This is a genomic window from Streptomyces sp. QH1-20, from assembly GCF_041283565.1.
GTDB lineage: Bacteria > Actinomycetota > Actinomycetes > Streptomycetales > Streptomycetaceae > Streptomyces > Streptomyces syringius.
Window position 1 is genome coordinate 157,061 of the sequence record NZ_CP166299.1, and the last position, 19,594, is coordinate 176,654.

The window sequence follows — 19,594 nt, forward strand, 5'->3', positions numbered from 1 at the left end:
GCACGAAAGGGACACCATGGGGCACCTCAAGCAGCGCAACCTCATCACCGCCACGGAGCGGCTGCGCGACCAGGTCGCCCACGCCCTGAGGGCCGCCCTGATCTCCGGTGAACTCCGCCCCGGCCAGGTCTATTCGGCGCCGGGCCTCGCGGAGGACTTCGGCATCTCCGCGACGCCCGTACGCGAGGCCATGCTCGATCTGGCCCGGGAAGGCCTGGTCGAGCCGGTCCGCAACAAGGGCTTCCGGGTGACCGAGGTCAACGAGCGCGACCTCGACCAGTACACCGAGATCCGCACGCTGATCGAGGTGCCGATGACGGGCCGGATCACCCGTACCGCGGCCCGCGAGGACCTGGAGGCCCTGCGGCCTGTCGCCGAGGAGATCGTGCGCGCCGCGCGCGACCACGACCTCATCGGCTATCTGGAAGCGGACCGCCAGTTCCATCTCTCCCTGCTGGCCCTCTCCGGCAACGAACGCCTCGTCGAAACCGTCAGCGACCTGCGCAAGCGCTCGCGTCTGTACGGGCTGACCGGCTTGGACGAGCGCGGTGAGCTGATCCACTCGGCCGAGGAGCACCTGGAACTCCTCGATCTGATGCTGGCCGGTGACGCCAAGGGATCCGAGAAGTGCATGGCCCGGCACCTGGGACATGTGCGCTCGCTGTGGGCCAAGGGCGCGAGCGCCGACCGACCGGTCGAGCGGCAGAAGGGACGCGCTGCCGCCGCCCGGGAATGACCGCCGCCCGGCGGTGCCCGTGCTCGCCGACCTGCTGGCCGCACGCACCGACTGGCCGCCTCTCTACGACCCGGCGGGCCGTGCGTCATCGCCGCGCGTGATCCCGGCGCACCGAAGTGCGGAGCCGCGGAGAAATGCCCACGATGGAAGTAAGCCCCGGGCGCAGCGAACCGGGCGGAACAGGGGGATCAGGAGCAGGGACGAAGGCCGGGAGACGAGATGGCTGAGCAACGATTCACGATCGGGCTCGAACACGCCACCAGAGGCGCGGAGGACCCCGAGCTCGTCAAGGTCCAGGAGTATCTGTCACGTTACGGCTACCTTCGCGAGAGCGGGCAGCGGGGCCTGCTCGACGACGCGACGAGCGACGCGCTGACCACGTTCCAGCGCTTCTTCGGACTCGAGGAGACCGGTGAGGTTGACCGGGCAACCATAGAGGCGATGGAGAAGCCCCGCTGCGGAGTACCCGACACGCGGAGCGTCGAGCGGGTACTGGACGGCGACAGTGCCGAATTCGTACTGAGAGGTTGCAAGTATGAGCAACAAAATCTGACGTACCGGTTCTTCAATGACACGCCGGACATCACCGCGGAGGACGAGCGGGGCTCGGTCGGGAATGCCTTCGACACCTGGGCCCGTGCGCTGTTCGACATGGGCTTCGAGGCGACGACCTCCTCGGACGCGGACTTCGCGGTCGGATGGGCCAGTGGATCACATGGCGACGGGTCCAGCTTCGACGGCATCGGCAATACGCTCGCCCACGCGTTCTTCCCCCCGCCGTGCGGTGGGACCCATGCCGGAGCTCTACACTTCGACGACGCCGAGAAGTGGAGCATGACCGGCGGCGGTATGACCTTCGACACGGAGACGGTCGCACTGCACGAGATCGGACACCTGCTGGGACTGGACCACTCCCAGGTGGCCACAGCGGTCATGGCACCCACCTACAGCGGAGTCCACCGGACCCTTTCCCAGGACGACATCGACGGAATCCGCACGCTCTACCCCGCGGCGTGACGCGCCGTGGCGCGACGGCGGCACCCTCGGCCACGGGGCCCGGCGCAAGGCGCGGGGCCGCGGGCAGGAGTGGTCTCCGGCCCGCGGCCCCGAATCCTGCGACGAGGTGGTGTTACTCGCCCACGACGCCCGACTTGGCGATGACGACCTTCGCCCGGGGGGTGCCGGACTGGCTGCCCAGGGACTCGATCTTCGTCACCAGGTCCTGGCCCTCGACGACCTCGCCGAACACCACGTGCTTGCCGTCCAGCCACGACGTCACGATCGTGGTGATGAAGAACTGGGAGCCGTTGGTGTTCTTGCCGGCGTTGGCCATGGACAGCAGGAACGGCCGGTCGTGCTTGAGCTTGAAGTTCTCGTCGGCGAACTTCTCACCGTAGATGCTCTTGCCGCCGGTGCCGTCGCCGCGGGTGAAGTCACCGCCCTGGAGCATGAACTCCGGGATGACGCGGTGGAAGCCGGAGCCCTCGTAGCCGAAGCCGTGCTGGCCGGTGGCCAGCTCGCGGAAGTTCTGCGCCGTCTTGGGAACGACGTCGTCGTACAGCTTGAAGACGATGCGCCCGGCAGCGTCGCCGTCAATGGTGATGTCGAAGAAAACGTTGGTAGACATAAGGACATCCTGTCATGGCTCCGGCCGTGCCCTGGGCACCCATGGGCGGGTCGCCCATGACCCGGGTGACGCGTTGCTCCATACGGCCCGCACGCGGCGCCGACCGGTGGAGGCAGGACAAGCGATCAATCATGCCAAACCGCACGTGATCCTGCCATGCCCCACCCGGCGGTGGCGACTAGCAGTTCTCGCTGATGACGTCCTGGAGCGTCGACAGGGAGCTCTGGTCCTCCTCCAGCTTCTTCTGGAGCTGCTCCACGATCTTCTTGAGAGCCTGGATCTCCTGCTGGTCCGGATTCGCTTGCGCCTCAAGGGCCGCGATCTTGTCCTGGAGCTCACCGATTCGTTCTCGGGTGCGGTCGATTTCCTTCTCGAGTTCCTTCGCGATGCGCTTCATCATCGCGCAGCCGGATTCGTGCGGTGGGGGCAACTCGATCACTCCCTGTCTGATCCTCGCGAGCCGCGACGCGGGCCGTTCCCTGGTCGGTTCGCGGCTCGCTCAGTCTTCGGCACGCCCGGGCACTCCGCATGCCCGGAGGCCGGCCCGTTCAGCCGTTCGGGGCCCGGGGCGGACCGCCGCAGCCGGCTCCTGCCGCCGCCTCTGCCAGTCGGGCCGAGTGAGTTCGTACTCGACTTCGCCGTGCTCGGAACCCTCGATCACCTCCGGCCAGTCCCCGGTGAAGCTCCGGACGAAGGACAGGCCGGCCTTCTCCATGACACGCCGGGACCGTGCGTTGACGGCCATGGTGTTGGCGGTCACCCGTTCCACTCCGAGGCCCGTGAAGCCCTTGTCGATCAGGGCCCGCGACCCTTCCGTGGCATAGCCGCTGCCCCACGCGGCCTTGTTCAGCCGGTAGCCGAGTTCGACCACGGCGGGGCTGTGCTCGGCCAGCGGCCGGAATTCGAACCAGCCCAGAAAGGTGCCGGTGACCTTCTCCTCCGCCGCCCAGTAGCCTCGGCCGCCGAGGCAGGGGTACGAGCGGAGGAGCCTCGGGACGGTATGGGACTCGATCGCCTCGCGATCCGTCGGCCGGCCACCGTTGATGAAGCGCATCACGTCGGGGTCGCCATCGAGTGCGAGCAGATGGCCGGCGTCGGCCTCGGTGAACGCACGGAGGACGAGCCGGCCGGTTTCCAGGAAGTTGCGCATGCGGGAATCCTCACCACCGGCGGCCCGGTCCGCCACCGGATTTACCGGGCCGGCGAGGGGCCCGGTTCCATCATGGCGGCAGCCACCGGCAGGTGACCCGCTGCATGGGTGACCTTGCCCGTGCGGCAGCGCTCCGGAACCGTGGCGCCTGCATAGGGTCGTTCGGGTCGTACCGCCCCGTCGGGGCCGTCCGTGCGCCTCGCCGCCGCCCGGCCCCGCTCATCACATGAGATTCTCGTCGAGACAAGGATATTCACCTCATGAAATCCCTTCTCCGGAGCCACACGCGGCTCGTCGCCTCGGGACTGCGCACGGGAGTGACCGCTACCGCGCTGACATGCCTGGCCATCACCGCGACGCCCACCACTGCCGTGGCAGCACCGGTGTACGACGACTCCTACGCCGACCGCGCTGTAGCCATCTTCAACTTCGTCTGCAGCCCGAAGGACCGCACCAAGACGTGGTACGAGAAGTACTCGGCGATCGAAGACCGCGCTCCCTACGCCCTCAAGGACAACACCAAGACCATCGCCGGCGAGGTACGGCAAAGCCTCTACGGCACGCGCGAGTTCAATCCCGTCACCCGGCGGAAGATGTGCAAGGACCCTGCGGCCCACGCCAAGGCCGTCAACACCGTCACCACCAAGCTCAAGGGAAAGCCCAAGGCCGAGTACTCGGACACCGCGGGCCTGGAGAAGTTCGCCAAGCAGAAGCTCACCGACTTCGAGAAGCTCAACAACGACGAGACGCAGGGGAAGTTCGGCACCAAGCTCTGGATCATGCCTGACCCGAAGTGAGCCGGCCGAGGCGGTCGCCGGTGCCACACCCACACGCGGGTGAGGCGGTGGTGATCGGTCCGACGTGACGGCGGCCCGTTCCCCTCGGCGGGTCGCCGCCCTTCCCCGGGCCCGGTCAGGGTCTGCCCATTCTTCGGAGGAACCCTCATGCCCGACGGCAAGCGCATCCTGATCACCGGGGCAGGCTCCGGGTTCGGCCGTAGTGCCTCTCTGCGCCTGGCCGAGCGCGGCCACCATGTCATCGCTGCCACCGAGAACCGGCCGCAGATGACCGGCCTCATCGACGCGGCGAAGGAACGCGGCGTCGAGCTACAGGTGGAGAACCTCGATGTCACCAACGAGCTCCACCGACGTCATGCCCACACCTGGGACATCGACGTTCTCTTCAACAACGCCGCCATCGGCGAGATGGGGCCGCTGTCGGAGATGCCGTTGGACCTCATTCGGAAAGTCTTCGAGGTCAACGTCTTCGGCAACCTCGCCCTCACCCAGGGATTCGCCCGGCAGATGGCCGAACGGGGAAGTGGACGCATTGTCTGGCTGTCCTCGATCGCCGGTCTGACGACCAACCCTTATCTCGCCCCCTACTGTGCCTCCAAGTACGCGATCGAGTCGATCGCCCAGGCCCTCCACGACGAACTCAAACCGCTGGGCGTGCAGGTCGCCACCATCAATCCCGGTCCGTATCAAACGGGCTTCAACGACCGGATGGGCAACTCCCTGCGCACCTGGTTCGACCCCGGGAGCAGCTTCAGCGCCGAGCGGTTCACGACGGACCTCGGCGTCGACGTCCACCTCACCGACGACTACGGCGAGCTGACCGGCGAGAACCAGAAGGCCCCGGAGGAAATCGTCGAGCTGTTCGTGCGGCTTGCCGAGGAGGATTCCGGCCTCTATCGCAACTTCCTGCCGGCCGACCGCATCGACGAGACGAAGAAGCAACAGGCCGCCGTCTGGGATCTCCGCCGGTAGCCGAGCCCCGGGCTCTGCCCGCGGGGCCGGGGCGCGCTCCAGGCGGGCGATAGCCTGAAACGCATGGATGACATCGACGGGGTGGAGGTCATCGCCTTCCTCGACGCCGAGGCGTTCGAGAGCTGGCTGGCCGAGCACTACCCCCGCCACGAGGGTGTGTGGATCAAGACAGCCAAGAAGAAGTCAGGTATTCCGACGGTCACCGACGACGAGTTGGTCGACATCGGGCTGTGCTACGGCTGGATCTCAGGGCAACGGCGGTCCTTCGACGAGCAGTACTACCTGCAGAAGTACGTGCCCCGTCGGCCCGGAAGCCTGTGGTCACAGGTGAACGTGGACAAGGTCGCGATGCTGACGGCCGCGGGGCGGATGCGCGAACCCGGGCTGGCGGAGGTGCGCAAAGCACAGCAGGACGGGCGATGGGCCGGTGCCTACGAGTCGCAGAAGACGGCGACGGTGCCGCCCGATCTCGCGGCGGCGCTCGATGCGAACCCCGCTGCCATGAAGGCGTTCGAGGCACTCGACAGGACCGGGCGCTATCTGATGATCCTGCCGTTGCTCCAGGCTCGCACCCCGAGGACCAGGAAGCTCCGGCTCGAGAAGGCCCTGAAGACACTGGCGACGGGTGAAGTACCGGGATAGTCCGATCATGTGCGAGTTCGGTGATATCCGGGGGCACGCCGGTCCTCGCCCGGCAGAATCAGGCTCTTCCGCCCCCTGCCGCTCATCTGAGCATACTCACCCAAAAGTATCCGTTGCGGTGGGACCCGACGCGGCACATAGTGGAACTGAGCCTGCACCTCGCGAGATCGGAGGACACCGTGATCGCCCTCGGAGTCATTCTGCTCATCATCGGCTTCCTCGCCGACATCGCCATCCTGTGGACCATCGGGATCGTTCTGCTCGTCATCGGCGCGGCCCTGTGGATCCTCGGCGCGGTCGGACATGCCGTCGGCGGGCGGCGGCACTACTGGTAGAGGACCACTGTCTGCCGACCGGAGAGCGCTGACGCGCAGCCTCCGGTGGCCTCACCTCCGCTTGCCGCAACACGATGCGATTCGGTCACCAGTCGAGTAGCGAAGCCTCGCCGCAGCGCACTTCGGTGCGCTCGGCAGAGGCTTCGCGTCTCGGACGTGCGGACGGGACACGCGCCCGTGCGCACGATGGCGGGAAGCCATCTGCCCCCTAACCGAAAATTAATCCCCGACCCGTAATATATCTACCTCAGGTGAGGTAGTTTTTAGTGCGTCGCGGGGAGACTTTGTTGTGCGCCGCGACCGCGTCGATCGAGGAGGCAGGAGCGGTGAACACCAGGCTGGTGGTCCTCCCCGCGAGCCGGGAGCAGGAGGAGCAAGCCGTGCTCCGGCTGACGGGTGAGCTCGACCTGGACAGTGAGGCGGTCCTGGCCGCGGCCATGACCGAGGTGCTGGATGGCGGGCACCGTTGGATCGTTCTGGACTGCTCTCAGCTCGCGTTCTGCGATTCGCGCGGAATGAACGCCCTCCTCGGCGCCGAGCAGCGCGCCCGGGCAGCCGGTGGCGGGATCGCCCTGGCGGCGGTCGGTGGCCACGTGCGGCACGTACTCGCCCTGACCGGCATGGACCAGGCCATCATCACCGCGGCCTCGGTGGACGCGTGCTTCGACCTCGTCGCTCCCTCACCGGCCGGCACCACACCGGAGCAGCCGGACACCCCCGCCTGACGGGATCGGGAGGGGCCGCCCCGCTGTCTCATGGCAGCGGGGCCCAGCCATGACGGCTGGGCCCCGCCAACTCCTGCGGAGTGCGATGCCTCAGTCCTTGAAGGCGTCCTTGGCCTTTTCCTTGGCCTCGCGCAGATCACCCTTGGACTTCTCGGTCCGGCCTTCGGCGGTCTTGCTCTCATTGCCGACCGCACGGCCCGCCTCCTTCTTGACCGTGCCCTTGACCTGCTCGCCCTTGGCCTTGGCCTTCTCTCCTGCGCTCATGATGCGATCACTCCCTTCTCATCGCCCCCGTTGCTGCCATCCTCCGGCTGCCCCCGCGTCGTGTGCGCAAACACCCCAGCGCGCAGGCGGTGTCCGACGGGCGCGACGGGAGGAGTGAGAAGGCGGCGCTCGGGACCCCTAACGTGCGAGGACGACGGGGCTGATCGGCCGTTAAAGGTATTGGAGTGATCTTGTAGAAAATTAGTCCGGACCTGGCTACCGTGCACGCCATGGCAATCCACCACACCACAGAGGCCCTACGCACACCGCGGTTACCCCGGACACCCGGGGCCGTCGTCCGGAGTGCGTCGTGAGAACCCGGCTCCCGGGTGTGAAGGCGGCCGTCATCGCCGTGGCAGCCGCCGTTCTCATGCTGGGGGCGCCTTCCGTGCGTGCCGAGGCCGCGTCGGGTCCGCCGAAGATGTCCGACGGTTTCGGTCTGACGCAGGCCGGCGGTGCCACCGGTACGGCCACCAACTTCGTGGTCACGGTCAACACGCTCCAGGTCGCCGGAGCGCACCGGATCCGGATCCTGCTGCCTCGTGACTACGCGGCCAACCCGGACAAGAGGTATCCGGTGCTGTACTTCCTGCACGGCGCGTCCGACGACCCGGGCAACCCGAACCTGGCCTACCCCGCCCTGGCCGCGGCCCAGTCGATGATCACGGTCATCCCGGACGGGGGCCTGCGGGGCTGGTACAGCAACTGGCTGGACCAGGGCACCGCCGCCGGTGCGCAGAACTGGGAGAACTTCCACATCAACCAGGTCATCCCGTTCATCGACGCGAACCTGCGGACCACCGCGACGAAGAAGGGGCGGGCCGTCGCCGGCCTGTCGATGGGCGGTTTCGGGGCCCTGCACTACGCCCAGCGCCACCCCGGCCTCTTCAGCCAGGTCGCCACGCTCTCCGGCGCCAACGAATTCTCGCGCAACCACGCCGTCATGCGGGCCGCCGTCGTCGCCACGCTGACCAATATCGGCGCCCCGCTCTGCGGCACCTCCAGCCCCACCTGCTCGCTCAATTTCGGTCCCACGGTCTCCAGCGACGCGGTCTTCGGCACGCCGTATCCGGTGTTCAACGCCGACTGGCGGTGGAACGAGGCGGACCCGGTCGCGCACATGGACGTCCTGGCCCGGGCCGGCACGGGCGTCACGATCTACACCGGCAACGGCGGCGGCAACCCCGCCGAGCCCGAGTTCTGGGTCCAGTCCGCCTCCCAGCACGCCAAGGAACGCCTGGACGCCCTCAACCACCCCGCGCACTACGTGGACTACGGCAACGGCTCCGGCTGGGGCGAGAACTGCAACGGCGGCCACAACTACGGCTGCTGGGCACAGGACCTCGTGGACTACGTCCCGCGGCTCGAAACGGCATTCGCGTCGCAGGGGCCGGCGCACGCTCCCGCTGCCCGGCGCGGATGAGACATCGGGCGGCAGACCGCCCGGTCGGCCCCTGACGCCCGGATGATCCCGGCGCACCCGATCCCACCCCACACGCAGCACGGCAAGGGCCGTTCCGCGCTGCGCACATTCCTGTCGACAGAGACACCATCCCGAACAGTAAGGAATGCCCTGTGACATCCACCCCGGTTCCGAGACCCTCGGTTCCCTGCCTGCGACTCATAGCCGCCGTCCTGGCGACCTGCTGCGTCGCTCTGGGGCTCATGCTGTCCCCGGCCACCACGGCCAAGGCCCACGCGGCGGAGAACTGTGCTTCCCCGCTCCAGTGTGTGACCTTCACATCCCAGAGCAATGGCCGCGCGCTCGACGTGCAGAACGGCTCGACCGGTGACGGGGCCATCATCGTCACCAACTCTGCGCCCGGCTACCACCAGACCTGGCGTCTGAGCGTCGATTCGACCGACTCGTCCTTCAACATTGTGAACAACGCGACGGGCAAGTGCATCGACCTCAGCTGGCCGGCCCTGCGCCAGCAGACCTGCAGGGGCCAGCAGAGCCAGAAGTGGTACTTCCAGCCGGTCGCGGGAGCCGACAAGGCTTTCATGATCCGTAACCAGAGCGACAACTCGTGCATCGACCTCATCGCCAGTGCCAATTACAACGACGCCTGGACCGGTAAGTCCAACTGCCACGGCGCGGCGAACCAGCGGTGGACCACCACCACGGAGGCCCAGAACCTGGCCGTGGACCACGCCGCCAAGCAGTGCCAGAAGGACACCTCCAGCTGCACATGGGCAGTGAAGCGCACGGCCGCCGCGGCTCCTCTGCCGAAGGTCTGCGTGTCGTCGGTCTGGTACAACAACACCAGCGAGCCCATCGCCCAGGGTTTCTCGGTGACCGACATGACCGGCTGGAGCAACACGATCGGGACCCACATGTCGTCGGCGCTCCACGCCGGGTCCATGCCGGGAGTCATGGCGGTCGTCAGCTCGCAACTGGACTTCATTCAGGTCTGGCAGGGCTCCAAGACCGTCAACAACACGGTCACGGTCTCCGTACCGCCCAAGCAGTACGGCTGGGTGACCCTGTCGGTGCTGGCGAAGAAGGTGACCGGCACCTGGACGTTCGACGCACACGGCCTCCCCTGGACGGCTGAGGACACCATCACCGTCCCCCTCAAGGACGACCCCACCGGCGGCGCCACCATGTACGTCGCGAACACCAGCCCGACCTTCACCTCCTGCACCTGACCGCTCGGTCCTGTTGCCCGGCTGGGGCTGGGCAACAGGCGGCTTTCCGAAGACAATTCGGGGAGTCCACCGAGATGGCCGCGCCTGCGCGCACCATCCCCGAGCCCTCCATGGAGTGACCGGTGCCGACAGAAGTCCCTTTATGGCTGACCCCGAACGAAGCGGCCTCTGGCGTCATCAGAGTCGTCGACCTTCCGACAGGCCCGGTCAACCTGCGCATTCCACCTGTGCGGGACAACAACCTCATCAAGGTCTCCACCGCTACGGGCGAGACGACCTTCATCCGTATCCGTGTCACCGACGCGCAGCCGGGGCCGCGACGGGCCTTCACCGGCAGCCCTCTGGCCAGGCCCTTGTTCGTCCTGGTGGCGCTCGGCGTACTGTTGGCCGTCGTCGTCCTTCTGACCCGCCAAGGCGATTCCTCACCCTCGGCATCGGGCCCGGGCGCCGGCGCCACTGCCCCGACCTCCAGCGGCACGGGCGACGACACGGGCCACCCGGATTCCGCTACCCATGACCCGGGCACCGGCCCTGCCCTCACGACCCCGCCCGTCGCCCCCAGCCCGTACCGCGCCGGCACCTGCCTGGACGGAACCATCCCCGACTCGACGACCCCGGTGAGCGTGAGTGACGTGGACGTGGTCGCCTGCTCGTCCGCCGACGCCCACTACCGGGTGATCCAGACCTTCCACGGGACGACCGACATGAGCCGGTGCCGCAGCGACTCCGACACGCAGTATTCCTTCTCCTCCGAGAGGACACTGAACGGACGGACCATCAGTTCGGTGGTCTACTGCCTGGTCGGCCTCGGCTCCTACGCACGGTGAGGTCCGTGGGCCGCGGGAAGTGCGGCTTCCCGCGGTCCACGGCGGCTACCGGCTCGACCAGGCCGGACGGCCTGGTCGCCGCGGTCCTACGGCTACGGCTTCATCTCGTACGCGCCGGACAGGGCCTCCACACGCTCCCAGACGCGCGCCGAGCGGGCGTCGTCGACGACGGGGCGCCGGACGGCACCGAGGGCCCAGCTCTGCTGGTCCTCGGTGGCGGAGTCCTTGCCGTGCAGCTCGACGGCGTGCGCGGAGAAGTCGCGGACGAGGACGGCGAACAGCTCGTCGAGCACGTCCTCCTCGAGGCCGGTCAGCTGCGCCTGCTCCAGGATCAGCTGGCCGTGCACGACGAGCGCGAACAGCTGGCCAACGGCGAGGAGGAGGTCGAGGTCGCGGCTCTGCTCCTCATCGGGGGCGGCGGTGGTGACGAACGCGCACAGCGCGTCCGCCTGCTCCCGGAAGCGGCGGACGTTGGGCACCTCGGCGTACGCGTCGTAGGCGGTGCGCCAGTCGTGGAAGCGGATGGCACCCAGGCCACGGGCCGGTCCCTGCCGGAAGAGGAAGTCGTCGTCGGCAGCGTCCAGGCGGGTCGGCACCGGGGCGTACTCGGCCGGGTTCAGCAGGTGGTTGCCCATGAACTTGAGGATCAGCGCGAGGTTGACGTGGACCGTGCCCTCCAGCTTGGGCAGCCCGCGTATCTCCGTGGCGGCCTGGGCGAAGTAGGTGTCCTTCTCGAAGCCCTTGGCCGCGATGACGTCCCACATCAGGTCGATGACCTTCTCGCCCTCCGTGGTCACCTTCATCTTCGTCATGGGGTTGAAGAGGAGGTAGCGGCGGTCGTCGGGGCCGGCCGAGCGGAAGTAGTCGACCGCGCGGTCGCTGAACAGCTTCATTCCGACGAGCCGGACGTAGGCGTCGGTCAGCTCGCGGCGCACGTGCGGGAAGGCGGTGACGGGGCGGCCGTAGAGGATGCGGTTGTGCGCGTGGGTGACGGCCTCGTACATCGCGTGCTCGCAGATGCCGATGGAGGCGGTGCATAGGTTGAACTTGCCGACGTTGACGGTGTTGAGTGCGGCGTCGAAGGCGGCACGGCCGGTGTGCAGCACGTCGTCGGGGCCGACCGGGTAGTTCTCGAGGCGGAACTCGCTGACGTACTTCGAGGAGTCGACGACGTTCTTGACGAGGTGGTACGCCGGGTGGCGGCTGTCGGCGGCGAAGAAGACATAGCCGTCGGGGCCTTCGACGTCGGTGCGGCGGCCGAAGACGGAGACGAGCCCGGCGGCGTTGCCGTTGCCGATGTAGTACTTGGAGCCGCTGGCAAGGAAGCCACCGTCGCCGTCGGGCTCCAGCAGCATGTCGGTGGAGTAGATGTCCGCGCCGTGGGACTTCTCGGACAGTCCGAAGGCGAACACCTCCCCCTGGGCGAGGAGTTCCGCGGCGCGGGCCCGGGCGGCGGCGTTGTCGCTCTGCCAGACCGGGCCGAGACCCAGGATGGTCACCTGCCAGGCGTACCAGTAGTCGAGCCCGTAGAAGCCGAAGATCTCGTTGAGGGCGGCGATCCGGGCGGTGTCCCAGCGCTTGTCCTGCTGCCCGTCGGCGGCGGAGGCCGGGGTGAGGAAGGTCGCGAACAGCCCCTCCTTGGCGGAGAACGCGAGGAAGTCCGCCAGCCAGGCACGGGAGCGGTAGTCCTCGATCAGCTTGCGCTTGCCGCGCTCCTCGAACCAGTCCACGGTGGCGCGCAGCAGCCTGCGGGTCTCGGGGTCGAAGTGCGCCGGGTCGTAGGTGCGCGGGTTGAACAGAAGCGGGTCAGCCATGGGTGTTCGCCTTTCCTGCTGGGCAGTTGACGGATGTCGAGGGCGGGTAGGAGAGGGTTCAGCGCTCGGGACGGAGCCGGTGAAGAGTGGCGAGGACGTCGTCGAGCCAGGCGAGCATCATCCGCTCGTAGGCGATGCCGCCGCGCAGCACGGCGTGCTGCAGTTCCTGACCGGCGTCGGGTGTTCGGGGGGCCTCGGGTCCGGTGAAGTCGCGCAGCTCCCCCGCGAGGTAGTGCGCGAGCCGGTCGGTGTGCTCCCGGTGGTGCCGTTCGACCTCGTGGATCAGCGCGGCCGGGTCGTCGAAGGCCGCGCCCCGGATCTTCACGGCGAGGTCGTGCCGGACGCTCTCGGGTTCGATCGGCTCGTGAAGCCATTGGGAGAGGGCGGTCCGGCCGTCGGGGGCGACGGAGTACTCCTTCTTGTCCGGACGGCCTTGCTGCGGCACCTCGCGGACATCGATCCAGCCGTCGCCCTCCATACGCTTGAGAACGCGGTAGATCTGCTGGTGGGTGGCGGTCCAGAAGTAGCCGATGGACCGCTCGAAGCGCCGGGCCAGCTCATAGCCGGAGCCCGGCTTCTCCAGCAGGGAAACGAGGATCGCGTGCTCGAGCGCCATAGCCCGGATCTTCCTATGCAACTCGTTGCATAGACAAGACCGCCTGGATGAGACACGGCTCACCCACCGCCGGGCGGAGCGACGGTCCGCCCGGGGGACGTCCTCCCAGGGGTGTGTGTCAGTCGATGGAGAGTCCGGCCGCCGATGCCGCCAGCGCGTCCAGCACCGGTCTGATCAGCGGATGGTGTTCGGCCCCCCGGCGTACGGCGGCGAACACCCGGCGGGTCGCCGCCGGGCCCGTCACAGGGCGTACCACGGTGTCCTTGAGCTCCATGCCGCGCAGCGCGGAGCGCGGTACGAGCGCCACCCCGGCCCCTGCCCCCGCCAGCGCGACGACGGCACGGAAGTCGTCCGAGGAGTGCACGAGGCGTGGCTGGAACCCCGCGAGCTCGCAGGCGAGCAGCATCACGTCATGGCAGGGGTTGCCGGGGTAGGGGCCGATCCAGTCGCTGTCCGCCAGCTCGGCGAGCGCGACGTACGCGCCCTGCCCGAGGGGGTGCGAGGTGTGCAGAACGGCATCGAACGGCTCCGCGTAGAGCGGTACGCGTGCCAGGCGCCGGTCGTCCTCGCCCGGCGAGCCCCGGTACTCGACGGCCAGCACGACGTCGGCCTCCCCGTCGAGCACCAGCCGCAGACTCTCCTCGCCCTCGGCGTCCCGCACCCGTATCCGCAGGTCGGGGTGGCGGTCGGCGAGCCGGCCGATGGCCGGGGCCAGTACCTCCGCGATACCTGTCGCGAAGGCCACCACCCGCACCTCGCCGGCCGTCCCGCCCGCGTACGCCGCGAGCTCGGCCTCGGCGCGCTCCAGCTGGACGAGTACGGCGTTGGCATGGGCGAGCAGGATGTCGCCGGCGGCGGTCAGCCGTACGCCCCTGCCGCTGCGGGTCAGCAGGGTGTGGCCGGTCTCCTGCTCCAGTGCGGCGAGCTGCTGGGAGACGGCGGAGGGGGTCAGATACAGCGCCGCGGCCGCGGCGGTCACCGTCCGGTGGTCCGCCACGGCTCGCAGTATGCGCAGCCTTCGGGGGTCGATCACCCAGCCATTGTCGCGCGGGCGTCGACGAACGCCGCCACGGCCCGCTCCACGTCGGCGGTGGAGTGCGCGGCGGAGAGCTGGACACGGATCCGGGCCGCGCCCATGGGGACGACGGGGTAGGAGAAGCCGATCACGTACACACCGCGCTCGAGCAGCAGCTCGGCCATCCGGCCGGCCTCGGCCGCGTCGCCGATCATCACGGGGGCGATGGCGTGGTCGCCGGGCAGGATCTCGAATCCCGCCTCCGTCATCTTCGTGCGGAAGAGCTCGGTGTTGGCGCTCAGGCGCTCGCGCAGCTCACCGGCCGACTCCAGCAGGTCGAGGACCTTGATCGACGCGGCGGCGATCACCGGGGCGAGGGAGTTGGAGAAGAGGTACGGGCGCGAGCGCTGGCGCAGCAGCTCGACGATCTCGGCCCGGGCGGCGACATAGCCGCCGGAGGCGCCGCCGAGCGCCTTGCCGAGGGTGCCGGTGATGATGTCGACGCGGTCCATGACGCCGTGCAGCTCGGGGGTGCCGCGGCCACCGGGGCCGACGAAGCCGACGGCGTGCGAGTCGTCGACCATGACCATGGCGTCGTACCGGTCGGCCAGGTCGCAGATCTCGGCGAGCGGGGCGACGTACCCGTCCATCGAGAAGACGCCGTCGGTGACGATGAGCCGGCGGCGGGCGTCCTGGGTCTCCTTGAGCTGCTGCTCCAGGTCCGCGAGGTCACGGTTGGCGTAGCGGTGCCGGCGGGCCTTGGAAAGACGGATGCCGTCGATGATCGAGGCGTGGTTGAGGGCGTCGGAGATGACCGCGTCCTCAGGACCGAGGAGCGTCTCGAAGACGCCGCCGTTGGCGTCGAAGCAGGAGGAGTAGAGGATCGTGTCCTCCTGGCCCAGGAAGGCGGAGAGCCGCTGCTCCAGCTCCTTGTGGATCTCCTGGGTGCCGCAGATGAAGCGCACGGAGGCCATGCCGTAGCCCCAGCGGTCGAGCGCGTCCTTGGCGGCGGCGACCACGTCGGGGTGGTCGGCGAGGCCGAGGTAGTTGTTGGCGCAGAAGTTGAGCACGTCGCCGGACGCGACGGCGACGGAGGAGCTCTGCGGGGTGCCGATGACGCGCTCGGGCTTGTAGAGACCGGCGGTGCGGATCTCGTCAAGGGTGGTGCGCAGGTCGTCGCGGACGGATGCGTACATGCGGGGATTCTCTCCTGGCGGTGGTTCTGCGGGACCGGGGGCCGGGGCGCGGCCCGGTTCGGGAGGACGGAGCAGGGCGGGACGGGGCCCCGTCGGTGGCTCAGGTCGTCCAGTCAAGGATGATCTTGCCGCTGCGTGCGGTGGCGGCCTCGTCGAAGGCCTCGTCGAAGGCCTGGTAGCCGTACTTGCCGGTGATCACGGGGCTGAGGTCGAGCCCGCCCTCCAGCAGGACGGTCATCGCGTACCACGTCTCGTACATCTCACGGCCGTAGATGCCCTTGACCGTGATCATCGAGGTGACGATCTTTGACCAGTCGACCGCGAACTCCTCGGCGGGCAGGCCGAGCATGGCGATCCGGCCGCCGTGCGTCATGTTCGCGACCATGTCCCGCATGGCCTCGGGGCGGCCCGACATCTCCAGGCCGATGTCGAAGCCCTCCTTGAGGCCCAACTGCCGCTGCGCGTCGGCGATGTCCGACTCGGCGACGTTGAGCGCCAGGGTCGCGCCGACCTTGCGGGCGATGGCCAGGCGGGACTCGCTGACATCGGTGATCACGACATTGCGCGCGCCGGCGTGCCGGGCGACGGCCGCCGCCATGATGCCGATCGGGCCCGCACCGGTGATCAGTACGTCCTCTCCGACGAGCGGGAAGGAGAGCGCGGTGTGCACGGCGTTGCCGAACGGGTCGAAGATCGCGGCGACGTCCAGGTCCACCTTGGTGCGGTGCACCCAGACGTTGGACGCGGGCAGGGCCACGTACTCGGCGAAGGCGCCGTTGCGGCCGACGCCGAGTCCGACGGTGGAGCGGCACAGGTGGCGACGGCCGGCCAGACAGTTGCGGCACTTCCCGCACACCAGGTGACCCTCGCCGCTCACCAGGTCGCCGACCGCGATGTCCGCCACGTCCGCGCCGACGGCCGCGACCTCCCCCACGAACTCGTGACCGAGCACGAGCGGCGTGGTGACGGCCTGCTGCGCCCAGCCGTCCCAGGACCGGATGTGCAGGTCCGTGCCGCAGATGCCGGTGCGGAGCACCTTGATCAGCACATCGCCCGGGCCCGTCTCCGGCTCCGGTACGTCCATCAGCCACAGCCCGGGCTCGGCGTGCTGCTTGACAAGTGCCTTCATGGCTGTGGCTCCAGGCGTGGTGAAAGGGCCGACGACGAACGCGTACCAATCTGACGGGCCGGAGGGGCTCCGTCCATCGAGGATTTCTTAACCGGGTCAACAGCGGAGCTTCACGCGCGCGGGGTCGGCTCCCGGCGTGCGGGCTCGTGCTCATCGGTGGCGGTGGTCGTGGCCCTCGGGGCGATGGAGACGGTGGCCACGAGAGCCAGCGCCAGGAGTCCCGCGCAGACGTAGGCGGAGACCGCGAGCCCGGTGGTCATCGCCTCGCGTGCGGCGTCGGCGACCGCCGCGGTCCGCGGATCGGCCGAGAGCGAGGGGATCGCCGATCCGGCGCTCTCCGTCACGACCGTGCCGAGCCGTTCGGCGTCCTGGCCCGGGAGACCGGAGCGGGTGAGGCGGTCATGCAGGGTGGTGGCGAGTGTGCTGAAGAACAGGGTGGTGAGTACGGCGATGCCGAGGGCGGATCCCAGCTCGCGGGCCGCGCTCTGCACGCCCGATCCCTGTCCGGCGCTCGGGGCGGGTACGTCCGCGAGGACGACATTGGTGACCTGCGCGGTGGCGAACCCGACGCCGACTCCGTAGACGAACAACGCGAGCGCGATCAGCCACCAGGCGCTGTCGGTGGCGGCGGTCAGCCCCAGCAGCACCAGGCCCGCGAGCTCCAGGAGGAGCCCGGTCCGTACGTGCACGAGCGGCGGAGCGGGCATCGAGAAGCTCGCCCCGCTGGCGCAGAAGCTGCCCGCGGCGAGGGCGACGAGGGCGAGCCCCGCCTGGAACACGCTGTAGTCCAGCGCGAACTGCAACCACAGCGGCAGCACGGCGATGATGCCGAACTCTCCGATGCCGACGACCAGCGTCACGACGTTGCCGTTGCGGAACGAGGGGATCGAGAACAGCCGGACGTCCATCAGCGGCTCACCGCCCGTGCGGCCGAGCACTGTCTGCCGACGCCAGAAGGCGAACAGGGCCAGAGCTGACACGAGGAAGGCGACGAGGACCGGCGAGGGGCCGCCGCTCCACGACAGAGCGCCGACGGTCAGCGGCTCGGTGGTGGTCAACCAGCCGTAGGTGCGTCCTTCGATCAGCGCGAACGCGAGAAGGCCGAGCCCGATCGTCGACAGGGCGCCGCCGAGAACGTCGACACGCCCCCGGGTGCGGGGCGACGCGGGCAGGTGGAGCAGCACGCCCGCGGTGATCAGTGCCACGAGCGGGAGGTTGACGCCGAAGGCCCAGCGCCAGGAGAAGTCCGCGAGCCAGCCGCCCAACAGCGGGCCGACGGCCGCCGCGGCGCCGATCGTCGATCCCCAGACCGCGAAGGCCTGCCCTCGTGCCTTGCCGGTGAACGACGCGTTCACCAGGGCCAATGACGTCGGCAGGATCATGGCGCCGCCGATGCCCTGCAGGAACCGGGCCAGGATCAGCAGGCCGGCGTTCGGTGCGAGGGCGGCCATCACGCTGGTCGCGCCGAACACGCCGATGCCGGTGAGGAAGATCTTACGGGCGCCCTGGAGGTCGGACAGGCGTCCGGTGAGCAGGAGCAGCGCGGCGAAGACGATCGCGTAGGACTCCTGGATCCATTGGGCCTCGACCGCGCCGATCGAGAGGTCCTCGATGATCGGGGCGAGGATCACGTTGACGATGGTGATGTCCACGACGATGAGGGCCACGCCCAGAGATACGGCGATGAGTCCTAACCATCGGCTCATGAGAGGGGATTGTGCTGTGCCGTCCACGATGACTCCGCCCTGAATGCCTTTGCCACAAAGGTAGATAGCTTTGCGGCAAAGCTATTTCGGGCAGGGTAGGTTGTCAACCGAGCGGTGGATCACATCACCCGCGCGTGTGAGTCGCCCGCGCGGACCGGAAAGGGGAGCACGCGCATGGAGAATCCGAAGTCCGGCGACCTCGAGGCGCGGCGCGACCGCCTCATGGAGGGGCTGCGCGCGTTCGGCGCCAACTACACCGAGTTCACCCAGCGCTTCGCGACCTGGCTGGGGCTGCACTCCACCGACGCCGCGGCACTGGCCGAGATCCTGTACGCCGAGGACAAGGGCTCCCCCCTCTCCCCCGCCCGGCTGGGCGAGCGCGTTTCCCTGTCGTCCGGCGCGACGACCATCCTGCTGAACCGCCTCGAACGGGCAGGGCACATCGTCCGCACCCGCGAGCACACCGACCGCAGAATCGTGACCCTGCGCAGCAGCCCCGACATCAGGCCGCGGGCAGTGGAGTTCTTCGGCCCCTACGCCGAGCGCATGGCCGCGGAGATGGCGCGGTACACCCCCGAGCAGCTCCAGGGGTTCGAGGACTTCATCGGCCACCTCCGCGGGACCATGGACGCGCTGCTGACGAACGAATACCGGGAGTGCCGCCCGGGCAGCCGCCCTTCGTCGGAGACCGCCTGACGCGTCGGGACGCCCGGTCGGCCTACCGGCCGGGGCCGCCGGAGTCGACGACGAAGTCGAAGCTCGCCTGCTTCGCCGGTCCGGCCTGACGGACGTTCATCAGCAGGGCTGCGTTGAAGAGCGGGTCGGTGTGGTTGCGGGGCTCGCCGGGGAAATAGAGCTGCGTGGTGAGCACGGGCCGGCCGGGTGCCTGCACCTTGACGTGGAGATGACGGGTACGTCCCGGATAGAGCCCCGGAACGATCGTCGTCAGGGTGAACGCGCCGCGCGCGTCGGTGTATTGGTGCCCCCGCAGCCTGAATCCCCGGTTGTCGTACGCGCCCGCGTCGTCCGCCTGCCAGAAGTCCAGCAGCGCGTGTGCGACCGGACGGCAGGTGAGCCCGAAGACATAGCCGGTGACCGTGAGCCGGGTGCCCCGCGTCCCGGGCTCCAGCAGGGAGAGGCGCTCGGGTGAGCGTGGCTTGAAGTAGGGCCCCTCGGTCTGCGGCGGAGTGGGATCGTCCCCGTCGTCGCAGAACGGCGTCGGCGTCAGGGGCGCGTCCGAAGGCCGGTGGTCGCGGGCCAGGGCCACGCCGCCGCCGAGCAGCGCGGGCAGGGATACGGCGACGAGGGTCGCCTTGACCAGGGTCTTACGACTGACCGGCCGTCGCTCGGCCTCCGTGTCGTGGGTGGGGATGTGCTCGTCCGCCATGGTC

22 protein-coding genes are annotated in these 19,594 nt (G+C 68.9%); 11 read left to right on the forward strand and 11 right to left on the reverse strand.

Annotated features, from left to right (window positions below):
* Positions 1-16: 16 nt before the first annotated feature.
* A complete protein-coding gene (locus tag AB8O64_RS00760) occupies positions 17-736 on the forward strand; it encodes a GntR family transcriptional regulator (RefSeq protein ID WP_370417191.1) in 720 nt (239 codons plus the stop codon).
* 219 nt (positions 737-955) lie between these two features.
* Entirely contained in the window at positions 956-1,753 is a 798-nt protein-coding gene (locus AB8O64_RS00765; RefSeq protein WP_370417193.1) for a matrixin family metalloprotease, read from the forward strand.
* A 112-nt stretch (positions 1,754-1,865) separates the two neighbouring features.
* On the opposite strand, the gene AB8O64_RS00770 is transcribed toward AB8O64_RS00765, so the two are convergent.
* From AB8O64_RS00770 to AB8O64_RS00780, 3 genes are all read right to left on the reverse strand, one after another.
* Positions 1,866-2,363, reverse strand: coding sequence for a peptidylprolyl isomerase (locus AB8O64_RS00770; RefSeq protein WP_356457962.1), 498 nt, complete (start codon positions 2,361-2,363; stop codon positions 1,866-1,868).
* A 178-nt stretch (positions 2,364-2,541) separates the two neighbouring features.
* A complete protein-coding gene (locus AB8O64_RS00775; RefSeq protein ID WP_370417195.1) occupies positions 2,542-2,802 on the reverse strand; it encodes a hypothetical protein in 261 nt (86 codons plus the stop codon).
* A gap of 60 nt (positions 2,803-2,862) precedes the next feature.
* Positions 2,863-3,513, reverse strand: a complete 651-nt coding sequence (locus AB8O64_RS00780; RefSeq protein WP_370417197.1) for a GNAT family N-acetyltransferase — start codon at positions 3,511-3,513, stop codon at positions 2,863-2,865.
* Positions 3,514-3,773: 260 nt separating this feature from the next.
* On the opposite strand from AB8O64_RS00780, the gene AB8O64_RS00785 reads away from it, so the two are divergent.
* The 5 genes from AB8O64_RS00785 to AB8O64_RS00805 all read left to right on the forward strand — a co-directional run bounded on the left by AB8O64_RS00785 (position 3,774) and on the right by AB8O64_RS00805 (position 6,984).
* Positions 3,774-4,310 carry a hypothetical protein gene (locus AB8O64_RS00785; RefSeq protein ID WP_370417199.1) on the forward strand — a complete coding sequence of 179 codons (537 nt, stop codon included), beginning with the start codon at positions 3,774-3,776 and terminating at the stop codon, positions 4,308-4,310.
* A gap of 147 nt (positions 4,311-4,457) precedes the next feature.
* Positions 4,458-5,282, forward strand: coding sequence for an SDR family oxidoreductase (locus tag AB8O64_RS00790; RefSeq protein WP_370417201.1), 825 nt, complete (start codon positions 4,458-4,460; stop codon positions 5,280-5,282).
* 63 nt (positions 5,283-5,345) lie between these two features.
* Positions 5,346-5,924 carry a YdeI family protein gene (locus AB8O64_RS00795; protein WP_370417203.1) on the forward strand — a complete coding sequence of 193 codons (579 nt, stop codon included), beginning with the start codon at positions 5,346-5,348 and terminating at the stop codon, positions 5,922-5,924.
* A gap of 179 nt (positions 5,925-6,103) precedes the next feature.
* Positions 6,104-6,259 (forward strand): DUF6131 family protein, encoded by a 156-nt coding sequence (locus AB8O64_RS00800; RefSeq protein WP_365376006.1) that lies wholly within the window; start codon positions 6,104-6,106, stop codon positions 6,257-6,259.
* A 326-nt stretch (positions 6,260-6,585) separates the two neighbouring features.
* Positions 6,586-6,984: an STAS domain-containing protein gene (locus tag AB8O64_RS00805; protein ID WP_370417206.1), complete on the forward strand. Its 399-nt coding sequence runs from the start codon at positions 6,586-6,588 to the stop codon at positions 6,982-6,984.
* A 90-nt stretch (positions 6,985-7,074) separates the two neighbouring features.
* On the opposite strand, the gene AB8O64_RS00810 is transcribed toward AB8O64_RS00805, so the two are convergent.
* A complete protein-coding gene (locus tag AB8O64_RS00810) occupies positions 7,075-7,248 on the reverse strand; it encodes a CsbD family protein (protein ID WP_209513274.1) in 174 nt (57 codons plus the stop codon).
* 370 nt (positions 7,249-7,618) lie between these two features.
* Between AB8O64_RS00810 and AB8O64_RS00815 the strand changes: the two genes are divergently transcribed.
* The 3 genes from AB8O64_RS00815 (at position 7,619) to AB8O64_RS00825 (ending at position 10,727) form a co-directional block, all read left to right on the forward strand.
* On the forward strand, positions 7,619-8,671 hold the full coding sequence (locus tag AB8O64_RS00815; protein ID WP_370423758.1) for an alpha/beta hydrolase: 1,053 nt from the start codon (positions 7,619-7,621) through the stop codon (positions 8,669-8,671).
* Between the two features lie 308 nt (positions 8,672-8,979).
* On the forward strand, positions 8,980-9,900 hold the full coding sequence (locus AB8O64_RS00820) for an RICIN domain-containing protein (protein WP_370417208.1): 921 nt from the start codon (positions 8,980-8,982) through the stop codon (positions 9,898-9,900).
* Positions 9,901-10,127: 227 nt separating this feature from the next.
* On the forward strand, positions 10,128-10,727 hold the full coding sequence (locus tag AB8O64_RS00825; RefSeq protein ID WP_370417210.1) for a hypothetical protein: 600 nt from the start codon (positions 10,128-10,130) through the stop codon (positions 10,725-10,727).
* Between the two features lie 92 nt (positions 10,728-10,819).
* Here the strand turns inward: AB8O64_RS00825 and AB8O64_RS00830 are convergent, their stop codons facing one another.
* The 6 genes from AB8O64_RS00830 to AB8O64_RS00855 form a co-directional block, all read right to left on the reverse strand.
* Positions 10,820-12,541 (reverse strand): acyl-CoA dehydrogenase family protein, encoded by a 1,722-nt coding sequence (locus AB8O64_RS00830; RefSeq protein ID WP_370417212.1) that lies wholly within the window; start codon positions 12,539-12,541, stop codon positions 10,820-10,822.
* A 58-nt stretch (positions 12,542-12,599) separates the two neighbouring features.
* Positions 12,600-13,157, reverse strand: a complete 558-nt coding sequence (locus tag AB8O64_RS00835) for a PadR family transcriptional regulator (RefSeq protein WP_370417214.1) — start codon at positions 13,155-13,157, stop codon at positions 12,600-12,602.
* A gap of 118 nt (positions 13,158-13,275) precedes the next feature.
* A complete protein-coding gene (locus tag AB8O64_RS00840) occupies positions 13,276-14,190 on the reverse strand; it encodes a LysR family transcriptional regulator (RefSeq protein WP_356457688.1) in 915 nt (304 codons plus the stop codon).
* Positions 14,187-15,368: a glycine C-acetyltransferase gene (locus tag AB8O64_RS00845; RefSeq protein ID WP_370417216.1), complete on the reverse strand. Its 1,182-nt coding sequence runs from the start codon at positions 15,366-15,368 to the stop codon at positions 14,187-14,189. Before AB8O64_RS00845 ends, AB8O64_RS00840 begins: the two co-directional genes overlap by 4 nt.
* Before the next feature lie 100 nt (positions 15,369-15,468).
* Positions 15,469-16,497, reverse strand: a complete 1,029-nt coding sequence (gene tdh, locus AB8O64_RS00850; protein ID WP_370417218.1) for an L-threonine 3-dehydrogenase — start codon at positions 16,495-16,497, stop codon at positions 15,469-15,471.
* A 110-nt stretch (positions 16,498-16,607) separates the two neighbouring features.
* Positions 16,608-18,203 carry an MFS transporter gene (locus AB8O64_RS00855; RefSeq protein ID WP_370417220.1) on the reverse strand — a complete coding sequence of 532 codons (1,596 nt, stop codon included), beginning with the start codon at positions 18,201-18,203 and terminating at the stop codon, positions 16,608-16,610.
* 174 nt (positions 18,204-18,377) lie between these two features.
* Here AB8O64_RS00855 and AB8O64_RS00860 point away from each other — a divergent pair, with 174 nt between their 5' ends.
* Entirely contained in the window at positions 18,378-18,899 is a 522-nt protein-coding gene (locus AB8O64_RS00860) for a MarR family winged helix-turn-helix transcriptional regulator (protein ID WP_370417222.1), read from the forward strand.
* 22 nt (positions 18,900-18,921) lie between these two features.
* Here AB8O64_RS00860 and AB8O64_RS00865 read toward each other — a convergent pair whose 3' ends face one another.
* The gene (locus tag AB8O64_RS00865; RefSeq protein WP_370417224.1) at positions 18,922-19,590 is read right to left on the reverse strand and encodes a dioxygenase; all 669 of its coding nucleotides are present in this window, start codon (positions 19,588-19,590) and stop codon (positions 18,922-18,924) included.
* Between the last annotated feature and the right edge of the window lie 4 nt (positions 19,591-19,594).